This is a genomic window from Catenulispora acidiphila DSM 44928 (assembly GCF_000024025.1).
GTDB lineage: Bacteria > Actinomycetota > Actinomycetes > Streptomycetales > Catenulisporaceae > Catenulispora > Catenulispora acidiphila.
In genome coordinates this window covers 8,844,707-8,858,627 of sequence record NC_013131.1, presented here as the reverse complement: position 1 = coordinate 8,858,627, position 13,921 = coordinate 8,844,707, and the positions used below count along the sequence as shown (strand labels likewise).

The window sequence follows — 13,921 nt, the reverse complement described above, 5'->3', positions numbered from 1 at the left end:
ATGTCCTCCGATCGCAGCAGTATCGACGTCTCGATCATCACCGGCGGGCACGACGTCGCGGACGCGCGGCTGCACCGCCTGGCCGCCGCGCTGCGCCGCGCCGGACTGGCCGTCGAGGTGGTCGGCCTCGGCGCGCCCGAGGCCGGCCCGGCCGACTGCGCGGTGCGCACCCTGGGCGCCCGCTCGGCCAAGAAGCGCCTCAAAGCCGACCTGACGCTGCCGTTCAAGGCGCGCGGCAAGGTCCTGCTCACCGTCGACCCGGACATGGTGCCCGGCGCCACGCTGGCCCGCTGGTTCAAGGGCCGCAAGGTCGTGGCCGACGTGCACGAGGACTACCTGAAGCTGCTCAAGGACCGCGCCTGGGCCCGCGCCTCGTGGAAGAAGAGCGCCGCCACCTTCGCGGTCCGGATCTGCACGTTCTGGACCAAGCGCGCGAACATCACCGTCGTCGCCGACGACCACGTGCCGCCGATGAAGGGCCGCCGGCGCCTCGTGGTGAAGAACCTCCCGGACTTCTCCTTCCTGCCGCAGCCCGGCGACCCCGACACCGCCACCCCGCGCGCCGTCTACATCGGCGACGTGCGGCGCTCGCGCGGCCTGCAGGCGATGCTGGCCGCGGTCGAGGGGACCTACACCTGGGAGCTCGACGTGGTCGGCCCGGTGCAGCCGGGGGACCAGGCCTGGCTGGACACCTGGCACGCGACCTCCAGCGAGCAGGTGCGCAACCGGATCAGGTTCCACGGGCGTCTGGACCCTCAGAAGGCCTGGGCCGTCGCCGACGGCGCGTGGGCCGGGCTCGTGCTCCTGGACGACACCCCGGCCTTCCGCGAGGCGGTGCCCAGCAAGCTGTACGAGTACCTGGCCGTCGGGCTGGCCGTGGTGGCCACGCCGCTGCCGCGGATGGCTGAACTGGTCACCGCCTCCGGCGCGGGCGAGGTGGTGGCGGACCCCGCCGCCGCGTCGGCTACGCTGCGGCGGTGGTCCGAGGACTACGACGAGCTCGAGAAGGCGCGCCGCAACGCCCGCAAGTGGGCCGCGGAACACCTCACCGGCGCCTCGCCGTACGACACGCTCGCGGAGCAGATCCGCGGGCTGGTCCAGCACTGAGCTCCAACCAAGGTGGGCCGCCGTGCCCACGGTCCAGCGGGCCGCGACCCGGCGCCGCGCGATCGATCCCCGGAGAACCGAGAGTGACTGAACAGAAGCAGGGTAGCCGGGAAGGCGTGCGAATCCTGCCCAGCGCCGACGTGGACGACCGCGCCGAGATCGGCGAGGGCACCAGCGTCTGGCATCTGGCCCAGGTGCGCGAGGGCGCGCGGGTCGGCCGCAACGTGGTGATCGGGCGCGGGGCGTACATCGGCCCGGACGTGCCGGTCGGCGACAACTGCAAGATCCAGAACCACGCGCTGGTCTACGAGCCCGCGGTGCTGGAGCCCGGCGTCTTCATCGGCCCGGCGGTGGTGCTCACCAACGACCACTACCCGCGCGCGATCAACGCCGACGGCACTCCCAAGTCCGCCCACGACTGGACCCCGGTCGGCGTCACCCTGCGCGAGGGCGCCTCGGTCGGCGCCCGCTCGGTGTGCATCGCGCCGGTGACGGTCGGCCGCTGGGCCCTGGTCGCGGCCGGCTCCGTGGTGAGCAAGGATGTCCCGGACTTCGCTCTGGTCGCGGGTGTCCCCGCCAAGCGGATCCGCTGGGTCGGCAAGGCCGGCGAGCCGCTGGAGGACCGCGGCGACGGATTGTTCGTCTGTCCCAAGGACGGATCCGAGTACGTCGAGAATGACGGTGTGTTGAAGGAGAAGGCGTGACACTGGCATCTAATTTCTCCGGGGCTTTCGTTCCCCCGGCCCGACCGGTGACCGGCGAGGATGAGATCGAGGCCGTGGTGCGCGTCATGCGGACCGGCCAGGTGGCCGCCGGCCCGGAGGTCGAGGCCTTCGAGAACGAGTTCTCCCAGCTGCTCGACGGCCTGCACTGCGTGGCCGTGAACTCCGGCACCTCCGCGCTGCACCTGTCGGTGCTGGCGCTGGGCGTCAAGCCCGGCGACGAGGTGATCATGCCCTCGTTCTCCTTCGCCGCGACCGCCAACTCGGTGGCGATCGTCGGCGCCGTGCCGGTGTTCGTGGACATCGAGCGCGACTCGTTCAACATCGACCCGGCCGCGATCGAGGCCGCGATCACCGCCAAGACCGTGGCGATCATGCCGGTGCACCTGTACGGCCACCCGGCCGCGATGGGCCCGATCATGGAGATCGCGCGCAAGCACGGCCTGAAGGTCATCGAGGACTCCGCGCAGGCCGTCGGCGCGAGCCTGAACGGCAAGGCGATCAGCACCTTCGGCGACGCCGCGTGCATCAGCCTGTACCCGACCAAGAACATCCACTCCATCGAGGGCGGCATCGTGGTCACCCCCGACGCCGAGGTCGCGCGCCAGGTTCGCCTGCTGCGCAACCAGGGCATGGAGGAGCGGTACAAGAACGAGGTCATCGGCCTGAACAACCGGCTCTCCAGCGTGCACGCCGCCGTCGGGCGCGTGCAGCTGGCCAAGCTGGCCGGCTGGACCAAGCAGCGCCAGGAGAACGCCCGGTACTTCGACGCGCACCTGCGGGGTGTCGGCGTCCCGCCGGTCGCCGAGGGCGCTGAGCACGTCTACCACCAGTACACGATCCGGGTCACCGAAGAGGTCGAAGGCGGCCGCGACGGCCTCGCCGACCGTCTGAAGGAGCGCGGCATCGGGACCGGCATGTACTACCCGATCCCGATCCACCGCCTGCCCTCGTTCCAGCGTCCTGACATCGCCTCGCGCGTCGCCGGCGAGCTGCCCGAGACCGAGAAGGCGGCCCGCGAGGCGCTCTCGCTGCCGGTGATGCCGACCCTGGCGCAGGACGAGCTGGAGCGGATCGTGGCCGGGGTGAACGCGCTGTGAGTGGGACGAGCGGGACGAAGCTGCGCGCGGGCCTGATCGGCCTGGGCATGATGGGCCGGCACCACGCGCGGGTGCTGGGTTCGCTGGACGGCGTGGAGCTGGTCGCCGTCGCCGACCCCGGCGGCGACGCGCACGGCGCGGCCAACGGCCGCCCGGTGCTCGGCGGCGTCGAGGAGCTGATCGCGGCCGGGATCGACTTCGCCGTGGTCGCGGTGCCGACGGTGTTCCACGCCGAGACCGGGCTGGCGCTGGCCGAGGCCGGCGTCCACACGCTGATCGAGAAGCCTTTAGCGCCGGATGTGGAGTCCGCGACGCAGCTGACCGAGACCTTCGAGCGGGCCGGACTGGTCGGCGCGGTCGGCCACATCGAGCGCTTCAACCCCTCGCTGCAGAACCTGCGCAAGCGGCTGGAGCACGGCGAGCTCGGCGAGGTCTTCCAGGTCGTCACCCGGCGCCAGGGCCCGTTCCCGAACCGGATCGCCGACGTCGGCGTGGTGAAGGACCTGGCCACCCACGACATCGACTCCACGGCCTGGGTGACCCGCCAGACCTACACCTCGATCTCGGCGCACACCGCCTACCGCTCGGGCCGCGAGCACGAGGACCTGATCGCGATGACCGGCCGGCTGGCCGACGGCACCGTGGTCAACCACCTGGTGAACTGGCTCTCGCCGATGAAGGAGCGGGTGACGATCGTCACCGGCGAGAAGGGCTGCTTCGTCGCCGACACGCTGACCGCCGACCTGACGTTCTACGCGAACGCCTCGGCGCCGACGATCCCCACCTGGGAGGCGATGCAAGCCTTCCGCGGAGTATCCGAGGGCGACATGGTGCGCTTCGCCATCCCGAAGCCCGAACCCCTGCGCACCGAGCTCGAGGCGTTCCGCGACGCCGTGCTGGACGTGGACGGCGGCCGGGACCGCGTGGTCAGCATGCGCCAGGGCCTCCAGGTCGTCCGGGTCGCCGAGGCCGCCCTGGACTCCGCCGCGAAGGGCACGACCGTCGAGCTGTGACCCGTGTCCTGTTCAGGACAGCCAGTGATCAGAGCCCCCGAAACCGGGTAACCGGGGTCGGGGGCTCTCACGCGCTCTTTATCTTGGTTTGACGACCTTCACGAAACTCTAAGAGTCCTCGCAGAGACTGATCTCCCCCGGCAGGGGACTATTGGCGCATCAGGCCTGATGAAAGGGGCTGGATCCTTGGAGAACGAGCAGCCTCCACCTCATGTCAGTGTGGTTCTGCCGTGTTACAACGAGGAGGCGCACGTTCTGCTGGAGATTCAGCGGATTTGTGCGGCGTTGGATGCCACGGAGTATCCGTATGAGGTTTTGGCGATCGATGACGCCTCCACCGACGGCACCTTGGAGGTGCTGCGCAAGGCGGAGATCGATTTCCCGTCGGTGAAGGTGGTGGCGTTCCACCGCAACGGCGGTGCCGGTACGGTGCGCCGGATCGGGTCGGGCATGGCCCGGGGCGACATCGTGGTGTGGACCGATGCGGACATGTCGTATCCGAACGAGCGGATCCCCGAGTTGGTGGAGATGCTTGATTTCGACGCCGGTATCGATCAGGTGGTGGGTGCGCGCAAGGCCGAGATGGGTTCGCACCGTCTGTTGCGGATCCCGGCGAAGTGGGTGATCCGCAAGATCGCGGAGAAGCTGACGAACCAGAAGATCCCGGATCTGAACTCGGGTCTGCGGGCGATGCGCCGTGAGGTGGCGCTGCCGTATCTGCGGCTGCTGCCGCCCGGGTTCTCCTGTGTCACCACGATCACGTTGGCGTTCATGTCCAACCAGAAGACCGTGGTGTATGTCCCGATCGACTATGCCAAGCGGGCCGGTAAGTCCAAGTTCAAGTTTGTGAAGGACGCCTACCGCTACATCCTGCAGGTCCTGCGGATGGTGATGTACTTCAACCCGCTGAAGGTCCTGATGCCCCCGGCCCTGTGGCTGGTCGGCATCGGCGCGGTCAAGGCCATCTTCGATGTGTCGGTGCATCCGTTCCGGTTCGCGCAGAACACGGCACTGCTGCTCTTGTCAGGGCTGATCATCGCCTCCATGGCACTCCTCGCGGACCTCATCGTCCGATCCCGACCGGAGTGAGTGAGCGCGGCTGGGGTTCGCGTCTGGTGACCGCGGCGGCCGTGCTGGCCGCGCTGTACCTGGCGGTCGGCGGCATCGCCTCGCAGTTGGCGGGGCGCAGCGTGCTGGCCGACACCGACTACATGGTGCGCTACGGCGTGTACGCCAACGCCGGCTTCGCCGACTCGCAGAGCAAGAACCTGATGCAGTCGGACGTGTACAGCGCCGAGATCCCGGCCGAGGACCTGTTCGCGAAGGGGGTCAAGTCCGGTAAACCGACTGCCTGGGACCCCTACATCGTCGGCGGCACGCCGCTCGGCAGCATCACCAACAACGCGCTGGCTTCCCCGGTGACCGCACCGTACTACGTGCTGCCGTCGTGGCTGGCGCCGGCGTACGAGCGGCTGGCCGAAGTTCTGGTCGGACTCGTCGGGCTCTATCTCTTCCTGCGCCGGCTGAAGCTGTCGCCGCCGGCCGCGTTGGTCGGCGGGATGGCGTATGTCTCGGGCGCCTACATGGTGGCCTGGCAGGGCTGGCCGCAGACGCGGGTCGGCGCCTTCGTGCCGCTGCTGTTCTGGGCGGTCGAGCGGCTGCTGCAGCTGCGGCGGTTCCGGGACGTCGCGGTCCTGGCTGTCGTGGTCGGCTGCCTCATGCTCGGCGGGTTCCCGTCCGTCGAGGGCTACGCGCTGCTCACCGCCGGGGTCTACGCGCTGGTACGGACCCGCAGGATCGGGCAGCTCGCCGCGCTCGGCGCGGGCGTCGCGGCCGGGGTCGCGCTGGCGATGTTCCAGTTGCTGCCGTTCGCGAAGTTCTATTCCTCCTGGCTGATCGAGGGACGTGGACAAAGCGGCGCGGACCATCTGGATCCGGTCAGCTTCCTGACGTCCTTCGCGCCGTGGGCTTTCGGCGGCGTCGCCTCCACCGACCAGCAGCTGTTCTACCTCGGTCCGAACTCGGTCGAGGCGCTGGGCTATGTCGGCGCCGCGGTACTGGTGCTGTCCGTGGTGGCGGTGATGGCGGTCCGGCGCGGCCGGATCCTGCTGCCGCGCGGGGTGTGGGTGTTCTTCATCGCCTCCACCGCGGTGTGGATGCTGCTGGTCTACCACGGCGGCTGGCTGCTGGGGATCGGGCAGCACATTCCGGTGCTGCGGTCGTTGTTCGGGGCGAACTTCATCGGCCGGGCGCGGTGCGTGACCGGGCTGTTGCTGGCGTGTCTGGCGGCGGTCGGGTTCGAAGTCGTGCTGCGGAAACGGTCGGAGTTCGCGGCTGCCCCCGCCGCTTCTCGAGGCCGCCTCGCGCGCTGGGTGGCTCCGCGGATCCAGCTGCGGCCGGGCTTGGCGCGGTGGGCCGCGCCGGCGTGGGCGCTCGTGGTGGTGCTGGCGGTCGGGCTGGAGGCCTGGGCGCTCGTGGGCGAGGGGCGCAGGGTCGCGACCGCCGACGGCGCCAACGGCTACAACGGCGCCGATGGCACGAAGGCGACTCAGGTGGCCGTCTCCACGTACAACACCGAGATCCGCCACGGGCTGATGCTGATCGCGGCCGCCGTGCTACTGGTCGGCGTGCTGTGGCTGGTGTCCTGGTTCGGCGGGTCGGTCCGGCGGGTCGGCGTGGTGCGGGTGTTCGCGGCGTGCGGGGTGGTGGCGATGGTCGCCGCCGAGGGCACGTCGTTCATCGGGCGGTTCACTCCCAGCGCCGATAAATCGACTTTCTATCCGGTCACCGACACGCAGGAGTTCCTGGCCGCGAACCTCGGGCACTCGCGCTACGCGAGCACGTCCGAGGCCTCGGTGCTCGGGACCGACTCGGTGTACGGGCTGCGCGCGCTGAACGGGCACGCGTTCCTGAACTCGGCGTTCGCGACCCTGGTGAAGGGCGTGCCCGGCGATCCGGTTCCCGCACCGACCCGGCTGGCGTTCAGTCCGGACGAGGCGCAGGCGACCAGCCCGATCCTGGACCGGCTCGGCGTCGCCTACTTCACCGCCTCGCCGAACGAGCCGGTGTTCGGGACCGGGCACCCGGCGCAGACCGACGGCACGTCGGTGGAGCTGGAGCCGAACGTGCCGCTCCCGGTGCGGCTGCCGGTCGGTGACGACGTCCGGGCCCTGGGCCTGGTCCCGACCTCCGCCGCCGACGTGTTCTCCTACGCGCCGAATTCGAGCGACGACTGGATCGAGGTCACGGTCTCCGACGGCGCCGGCTCGGTGACCTCCAAACGGCTGACCCAGGGCATCCAGACCGGCGTGGAGTTCGACGTCCCGATCGCGCTGGACTCCCCGGCCGCGAACGGCCCGCGGACAGCGACGCTGACCCTGCACTCGGCGAAGACCGAGCCGCTGGCGGTCCAGGCCCTGGCCGGCGCACCCGCGCTGGCGACGGTGACCGACCCCGGCGACGGCCTGAAACTGGTCCACGCCGGCTCGTCGGTGATCTACCAGCGGCTGAACGCGATGCCGCGCATCCGCTGGGCCGACTCCTCGGTGGTGGTCCCGAACGCGACATCGCGGGTCAGCCTCCTGGCCTCCGGAGCACTGGAGACCTCGACGGTGGTACTGAACAGCGGCATGGCGCTGACAGCGCCGGCGGTGCTGTCGGCAGCGGGATCGGACGCAGACGCCGGCGCGACGGTGGCAGGCGCCGTCGGCTCGTCCGCAGCAGCTGGCTCCACACCAGCCGCAACCGCACCGACGACCGCCCTGGCCTCAATCGGCGCGGCCTCGACCGGCGCCACCTCGGTCACCCCCGACAGCGCGGTGACAGTGACCAGCGACGGCCTGGACTCCGTAGGCGCCCAGGTGGACTCCCAAGCCCCCGGCTACCTCGTGGTCGCAGACTCCGACCAGGTCGGCTGGTCCGCCACAGTGGACGGCAAAACCGCCCGCCTGGTCCCCGCCGACCAGGGCCTGGTCGCAGTCGCGGTCCCACAGGGCACGCACACAGTGAAGCTCCACTACAAGTCCCCGGACCACGGCCTAGGCGGCTACGCCAGCGCCGCAACAGCCTTCGCCCTCGCCGGCGGCGTCGGCATGGAGACCTGGTACTCCCGCCGCGGCCGCCCAGCGCCCTGGGAACTGGCGTGGCTGCGCAGCCGGGCGCGGCGGACGGCGGCGACGGCTGGCGGCGCGGTGGAGTCCGGCGGAGGGGACGCGAGTGTCTGAGACGTCGACGCGCGATGCGGGTTCGCGGTGCGGCGGATCGGCGGTCGGGAGCGGGCTGGGTGGCTCGGGCTGCTCGGGCTACTCGGCATTCGCGGCCGGGTTCGGTGGCGTTGGCCACTCGGCGGGCCGGCGCGGGCTGGGTAGCTCAGGCTGCTCGGCGGTCGGGCGCGGGTTCGGTGACTCGGCCTGCTCGGCAATCCGGAACGGGCCGGGTGCCTCAGGTTGCTCGGTGTTCGGGCGCGGGCTGGGTGGCTCGGGCTGCTCGGCATTAGCGGCCGTGTTCGGTGGTTCTGGCTGCTCGGCGTTCGCGGCCGGGTTCGCCGGTGATTCGGCGTTCGGATGCGATTTCAGCGGTGCCCGCGGACTCTTTTCCTTCTCCCGGACCGTGTTCGGCTCATGTGCCGAATCCCAGCTCGGCGAGCTTCGCCAGCAGCGGTTCCACCACGCGGGCCGGGGTGAAGCGGTCGCGGGCGGCGGTGCTGGACGCCTGCTTCAGCTCGGCGAGTTGGTGGGGGTCGGCGGCGAGGTCGGCGAGGGCGTCGGCGAGGGCTGCGGCGTCTCCGGGGGCTACGTAGCGTGCGGCTGGGCCGAGGGCGCGGCGCTGGGGCGGGGTGTCCGAGGTGACGATCGCGCAGCCGGCTGCCGCGCCTTGGTAGACCTTGTTCGGCACGACCCGGAGTGCCTTCGGGCCGGTGCCAAAGATGCCGAGGCAGACGTCGTGCTCGGCGACCAGGCGGGGGAGTTCGGCGGCGGGGACCCAGTCGAGCCAGGTGACGTTCTTGGCGTCGCCGGCGTTGCGCACCGCCTCGGCCTTGTCCTGGCCGCCGCCGATCATCGTGACGGCGACGGGCTGGTCGGCGAGGCGGGCGATGGCGCCGCCGATCGTCGCGGCGCCCTGGAGCGGCGTGAACAGGCCGTAGAAGACCACGCGCAGCGGGCCCTCGGGCTCCGCCGGCTCCGGTGCTGCCTCCGGCACGAACCACTCGTCCGGCGCACCGACGGGAACCACCACGGCATGCGCCTGGTGTTTGGCGGGCAGGGTCTCCCGGTGTTCCTCGGTGTCGACGATCACCACGCGGGCGGAGCTCAGCGCCGCCGCGTCGATGGCGCGCAGCAGCGGCTGCCGCACCCCGTGGCTCACCTGCCGGTCCCGCCCGGTGTCGGCGGCGCCGATCAGGTGGTCCAGCACCACGCGCCGGCGCCCGAACAGCAGCCGCGCCAGGTGCACGTCGAAGTGCCCGAGGTACCCGACCACCACGACGTCCGGCCGAGGTCCCCGCAGCGACTGGCGCGCCAGCCGCGCCCAACACCGCGCCAGCCGCACCCCGAGCGCGGGTACCCGCCACGGCTGGGCCAGCATCTTGACCCGCGCGGCGGTGTCGAACCCAAGAGGCGCGTTACACTCGCGGACCTCATGACCCGCACCCCGCAACCCCTCAGCGACGACCCCCACCCGGGGGTGCGCCGCCACGTCGTAAGTGCCGAAGATCAGGACGCGCATGGTCAGCCAGAGTAGCGGTTCCGGCCTCAACCGGCGGACCGTCCGGACGGACGAAGCCCCCGCCACCGCGGGCGCCGAGAGCGAGACGGCACGCGCGCGTGCCGACGCCGGAGGAGAGCGCCGCGGCTTGGCGGCCGGTGCCCGCGATGCGCAGGCGGCTGCCGATGGGTCTTCTGCCGGCGGATCTTCTGCCGGCGATGCCAAGGCTGATCGGGATTCCTCTACCGATTCCTCTGCCGCTAACGCCAAGGCTGATGGGGACTCGTCTGCCGATTCCTCCGCCGATTCCTCCGCTGCCTCCCCGCAGCCGACTCAGCAGCCCGACTCCGTCACCGACCCCCTGCCCGACCCCCTGGCCGACCTTCTCCCCGACCCCGACGACCCGGCGACGCCCCGCCCCGCCCCCAACCGCCGCGGCCAGATCGCCCGCCTCGCCTTCCTCGCGCTCACCATCGCGGCGGGCGCCTACGCTGTCGGCCACCAGTGGACGCGCGTCCGGGCGGGCTTCGCCGAGCTCGGTCCGGTGCCGCTGCTGGTCGCGCTCGTCCCCGCCCTGGCCTCGGTCGTGGCGATGATGCTGGCCTGGCGGGGGCTGCTCGGCTCGCTCGGCTCCCCGCTGCGGCTGCGTCCCGCCGCGCGCATCTTCTTCACCAGCCAGCTCGGCAAGTACCTGCCCGGCTCGGTCTGGCCGGTGGTCGCGCAGATGCAGCTCGGCCGCGCCTACCGCATCCCCCGCGCACGCAGCGCGGCCGCCGCCGCACTCGCGATGCTCGTGTCGCTCTCCTCGGCGCTCCTGCTCGCCGCCGCGACCCTGCCCCTCGGCGGAGGCACGGACGCCGCCGGCTACCGCTGGGCCTTCGCCGTGGCACCGCTCCTGCTCGCGGGCCTGCACCCCAAGATCGCCAACCCGGTCCTGCGAACCCTCTTCCGCCTGACCCGCCGCCCCGCGATCGAACCGCTCACCGGCCGCACCATCGCCGAGACCGCGGCCCGCAGCCTCGTCGGCTGGCTCCTCGCCGGCGCCCACATCTGGGTCCTGGCCATCGCCCTGGGCGCGACCCCCGGCCGCACCCTCCTGCTGGCCATAGGCGGCTACGCCTTCGCCTGGAGCGTCGGCTTCATCATCGTCTTCGCCCCCGCCGGCGCCGGCGTCCGCGAACTCATCCTGGTCGCCGCCCTCCAACCGGTCCTGGACCCCGGCAAAGCCACAGTCGTCGCCCTGGCCTCCCGCCTGGTGACCATCGCCGCCGACCTCATCGCCGCCGCCCTCACCGCCCACGAGGGCCGCACCGGCAAGGGCGGCACGGACACCGACGGCGAGACGACGACCAAATCGGCCGGCATCACCGCCTAGCGGCGTCAGAACGTTCTCGAAGTGCCCTGGCGACCAGATCGTGAATGAACCAGTCGCCAGGCGCGACGTTCTCCTTAAGGCGCGGCAGGTCCTCCGGGCCGAACCATCCGTACTCAGAGTGTTTCGACCACTCCAGCGCGGGACGGGCCAGATCGCCCTCGACCTCGACGACGTAATCGACCTCGTGCCGCACACCCCGGCCGTCATCGCCGGTCCACGTCGACTTCTCGACCAGCCGCCGCACCCGCAGCAAGCGCCATCCGGTCTCTTCCATGACTTCCCGGGCCAGCGCCGTCAGGATGGATTCGCCACCATCGACGTGCCCGCCGACGATGTCCCACATGCCGGGGAAGAGCCTTCGCTCAGCGCTGCGTTTCTGGGCGAAGACCCGCCCCGCGCCGTCGAAGATGATCGCTCCGACCACCCAGTTCTCATCGTCGGCGGGGACTGGGACCTCGACACCGCTGTCCACGGCGACGCCGTGCCGACCGTCTGTCATCGCACCCCGCCCTACGACTCCTTCGGAGGCAGCGGCGGCATCCGGAAAGCCTTCCGCACCACCGGATTCCGCTTCACCGCCAACTCCGTGGCGGCCATGCGCCAGCGCACGTAGCCCTTCTTCGAGTACTGCCACTCTCGCTTGTGCCGTGCCCAGTCCACCTTCCGGGGTTCGGGCACGGCGCCCAGCTTCTCCGATGCCAGCGCCTGGTACTTCTCCTGGAGCGAGGTGCGGAGTGCGGCGTCCTCGGCGTTCTTGTTGACGCTGCTGATGTTCGCGTCGTGGCGGCGGTAGAGGAAGGTCGGGGTGCGCGAGTAGACGAACTTGCGCTTGTCGATCAGCAGCGTGGCCCAGACCGGGTAGAGCATCTGCGCCAGGAGGGCCGGGTCGAGTTCCACGGCCTGGATCAGTTCGGTGCGGACGAAGGCGCCGTCGTTCACGTCGATCCGGCCGATCAGCAGGTCGCCGAGGTGGGCTGCGCGGCGGCGCTTGGCGTGCTGGCGGTTGAGCTGGCCGTCGGTGATGAAGTACGACGCCGCTGAGACGTCGGCGCCGCGGCGCATGTTCTGCAGGTGCAGGGTGATGTGCTCCGGCAGCATGATGTCGTCGTCGCCGAAGATGGTCAGGTAGCGGGAGGTCGCCTGGGAGACGCCGAGGGCGATGGCGGCGCCCGGGTCCTTGCGGCCGTCGTGGACCTCGACGCGTGCGTAGTCCACGCTGACGGCCGTGCCGGCGGCCGCGGTCTCGGCGGTCAGGGCCGCCACCGCCTCGCGGGTCGACTCCGTCGGCGAGGCGTCGTCCACCACCAGTACCCGCACCGTTGCCCCGAGTTTGTCCGAGGCGGCGCGGGCCGAGGCGACGATGGATTCCACCGTCTCCTTCAGGAGTCCCGGCCGCTCCCGCGTGGGGACGATGACAGTGAGTTCAGGGTCGGTCACGGTGCTCCTCAGCAAGTAGACGGCATAAGGGTATTAGGAACCGCGCCGGGTACGCTTGCGTCCTGCAACGCATATACGGAACACACGCCGAACCTGGAGTCCGGAGCACTGTGAAGATCAGCGTCATTGGAATGGGCAAGATCGGCCTGCCGCTGGCCGTCCAGTTCGCCTCTAAGGGGCACCAGGTCTACGGCGTGGACGTGGTCCCGCGTGTCGTGGAGCAGATCAACGCCGGTGTGGAGCCCTTCCCCGGCGAGGCCGAGCTCGACGTGCGGCTGCCGCGGGCGGTCACCGCCGGCAACCTCACCGCCACCCTGGACGGGGTCGCCGCGGTCGCCGACAGCGACGCGGTCGTGGTCGTCGTGCCGGTCGTCGTGGACGAGGACGCGGTGCCGGACTTCCGCGCCATGGACGCCGCCACCCAGACCATCGCCGCCGGCCTGAAGGAAGCCGCCGCCAACGGCCGCACGGGCATCCTGCTGAGCTACGAGACCACCCTGCCGGTCCACACCACCCGCGAGCGCTTCCTGCCCGCGCTGGAGGCCGCCTCGGGTCTGAACGCCGGCCGCGACTTCCTGCTCTGCCACAGCCCCGAGCGCGTCTACACCGGCCGGGTCTTCGCGGACCTGCGCAAGTACCCGAAGCTGGTCGGCGGGATCGACACGGATTCGGCGTCCGCCGCGGTCGCCTTCTACGAGGCGGTCCTGGACTTCGACGAGCGCCCCGACCTCAAGCGCGGCAACGGCGTGTGGGACCTGGGCTCGGCGGAGGCCGCGGAGCTGGCCAAGCTCGCCGAGACCACCTACCGGGACGTCAACATCGGCCTGGCCAACCAGTTCGCGCGCTTCGCCGACCGGACCGGCATCGACATCTTCCAGGTGATCGAGGCCTCCAACAGCCAGCCGTTCAGCCACATCCACCAGCCGGGACCCGCGGTCGGCGGCCACTGCATCCCGGTCTACCCGCGCTTCTACCTGTTCAACGACCCCGAGGCCTCGATCGTGCGCGCGGCCCGCGAGTCCAACCTCGCACAGCCGGCGTACCTGGTCGGGCTGCTGGAGGGCCTGCTCGGCGGCGCGACCGGCGGCGGCGGTCTGGCCGGCCGGACGGTGCTGGTGCTCGGCGCGGCCTACCGCGGCGGCGGCGTGAAGGAGACCGCGTTCTCCGGCGTCTTCGGCCTGGTCGCGGCGCTGGCCGGGGAGGGCGCCCAGCCGGTCGTCTCCGACCCGCTGTACACCGCCGAGGAGCTGGCCGCGCTCGGCCTGCCGGCCTACGAGCCCGGCACCGAGGTCGCGGGCATCATCGTCCACACCGAGCACGAGGAGTACCGCGAGCTGGCGGCGGCGGACTTCCCCGGCGTGAAGGTGATCGTCGACGGCCGCAACATCACCGACCCGGCCAAGTGGGACGGCGTCGCCCGCAAGGTGCTGGGCATCGCCTGAGGCCCATCAGCTGACGAGCACC

11 protein-coding genes are annotated in these 13,921 nt (G+C 71.2%); 8 read left to right on the top strand and 3 right to left on the bottom strand.

Annotation, left to right across the window (positions count from 1 at the left end; genetic code table 11):
• The 6 genes from CACI_RS37725 (at position 1) to CACI_RS37700 (ending at position 8,165) form a co-directional block, all read left to right on the top strand.
• Positions 1 to 1,107 carry a glycosyltransferase gene (locus CACI_RS37725; RefSeq protein WP_015796181.1) on the top strand — a complete coding sequence of 369 codons (1,107 nt, stop codon included), beginning with the start codon at positions 1 to 3 and terminating at the stop codon, positions 1,105 to 1,107.
• A gap of 116 nt (positions 1,108 to 1,223) precedes the next feature.
• Complete coding sequence (locus CACI_RS37720; RefSeq protein ID WP_143765552.1) at positions 1,224 to 1,811, top strand: acyltransferase; 588 nt, start codon at positions 1,224 to 1,226, stop codon at positions 1,809 to 1,811.
• On the top strand, positions 1,808 to 2,929 hold the full coding sequence (locus CACI_RS37715) for a DegT/DnrJ/EryC1/StrS family aminotransferase (RefSeq protein ID WP_015796179.1): 1,122 nt from the start codon (positions 1,808 to 1,810) through the stop codon (positions 2,927 to 2,929). The genes CACI_RS37720 and CACI_RS37715 overlap by 4 nt, the downstream gene beginning before the upstream one ends.
• Positions 2,926 to 3,942 carry a Gfo/Idh/MocA family protein gene (locus tag CACI_RS37710; protein WP_015796178.1) on the top strand — a complete coding sequence of 339 codons (1,017 nt, stop codon included), beginning with the start codon at positions 2,926 to 2,928 and terminating at the stop codon, positions 3,940 to 3,942. The genes CACI_RS37715 and CACI_RS37710 overlap by 4 nt, the downstream gene beginning before the upstream one ends.
• A 168-nt stretch (positions 3,943 to 4,110) precedes the next feature.
• Positions 4,111 to 5,031 (top strand): glycosyltransferase family 2 protein, encoded by a 921-nt coding sequence (locus CACI_RS37705; RefSeq protein ID WP_015796177.1) that lies wholly within the window; start codon positions 4,111 to 4,113, stop codon positions 5,029 to 5,031.
• On the top strand, positions 5,028 to 8,165 hold the full coding sequence (locus CACI_RS37700; protein WP_015796176.1) for a glycosyltransferase family protein: 3,138 nt from the start codon (positions 5,028 to 5,030) through the stop codon (positions 8,163 to 8,165). Before CACI_RS37705 ends, CACI_RS37700 begins: the two co-directional genes overlap by 4 nt.
• A 394-nt stretch (positions 8,166 to 8,559) precedes the next feature.
• Here the strand turns inward: CACI_RS37700 and CACI_RS37695 are convergent, their stop codons facing one another.
• On the bottom strand, positions 8,560 to 9,666 hold the full coding sequence (locus tag CACI_RS37695) for a glycosyltransferase (protein ID WP_041540712.1): 1,107 nt from the start codon (positions 9,664 to 9,666) through the stop codon (positions 8,560 to 8,562).
• Between CACI_RS37695 and CACI_RS46660 the strand changes: the two genes are divergently transcribed.
• The gene (locus CACI_RS46660; RefSeq protein WP_015796174.1) at positions 9,665 to 11,020 is read left to right on the top strand and encodes a lysylphosphatidylglycerol synthase transmembrane domain-containing protein; all 1,356 of its coding nucleotides are present in this window, start codon (positions 9,665 to 9,667) and stop codon (positions 11,018 to 11,020) included. The genes CACI_RS37695 and CACI_RS46660 overlap by 2 nt on opposite strands.
• On the opposite strand, the gene CACI_RS37685 is transcribed toward CACI_RS46660, so the two are convergent.
• Together CACI_RS37685 and CACI_RS37680 are read right to left on the bottom strand one after the other, a co-directional pair.
• Positions 11,010 to 11,519 (bottom strand): NUDIX hydrolase, encoded by a 510-nt coding sequence (locus CACI_RS37685; protein ID WP_015796173.1) that lies wholly within the window; start codon positions 11,517 to 11,519, stop codon positions 11,010 to 11,012. The two genes, CACI_RS46660 and CACI_RS37685, sit on opposite strands and share 11 nt — an antisense overlap.
• A gap of 11 nt (positions 11,520 to 11,530) precedes the next feature.
• Positions 11,531 to 12,457: a glycosyltransferase family 2 protein gene (locus CACI_RS37680; RefSeq protein ID WP_015796172.1), complete on the bottom strand. Its 927-nt coding sequence runs from the start codon at positions 12,455 to 12,457 to the stop codon at positions 11,531 to 11,533.
• 110 nt (positions 12,458 to 12,567) lie between these two features.
• Here CACI_RS37680 and CACI_RS37675 point away from each other — a divergent pair, with 110 nt between their 5' ends.
• Positions 12,568 to 13,899, top strand: coding sequence for a nucleotide sugar dehydrogenase (locus tag CACI_RS37675; RefSeq protein WP_015796171.1), 1,332 nt, complete (start codon positions 12,568 to 12,570; stop codon positions 13,897 to 13,899).
• Positions 13,900 to 13,921: the final 22 nt, after the last annotated feature.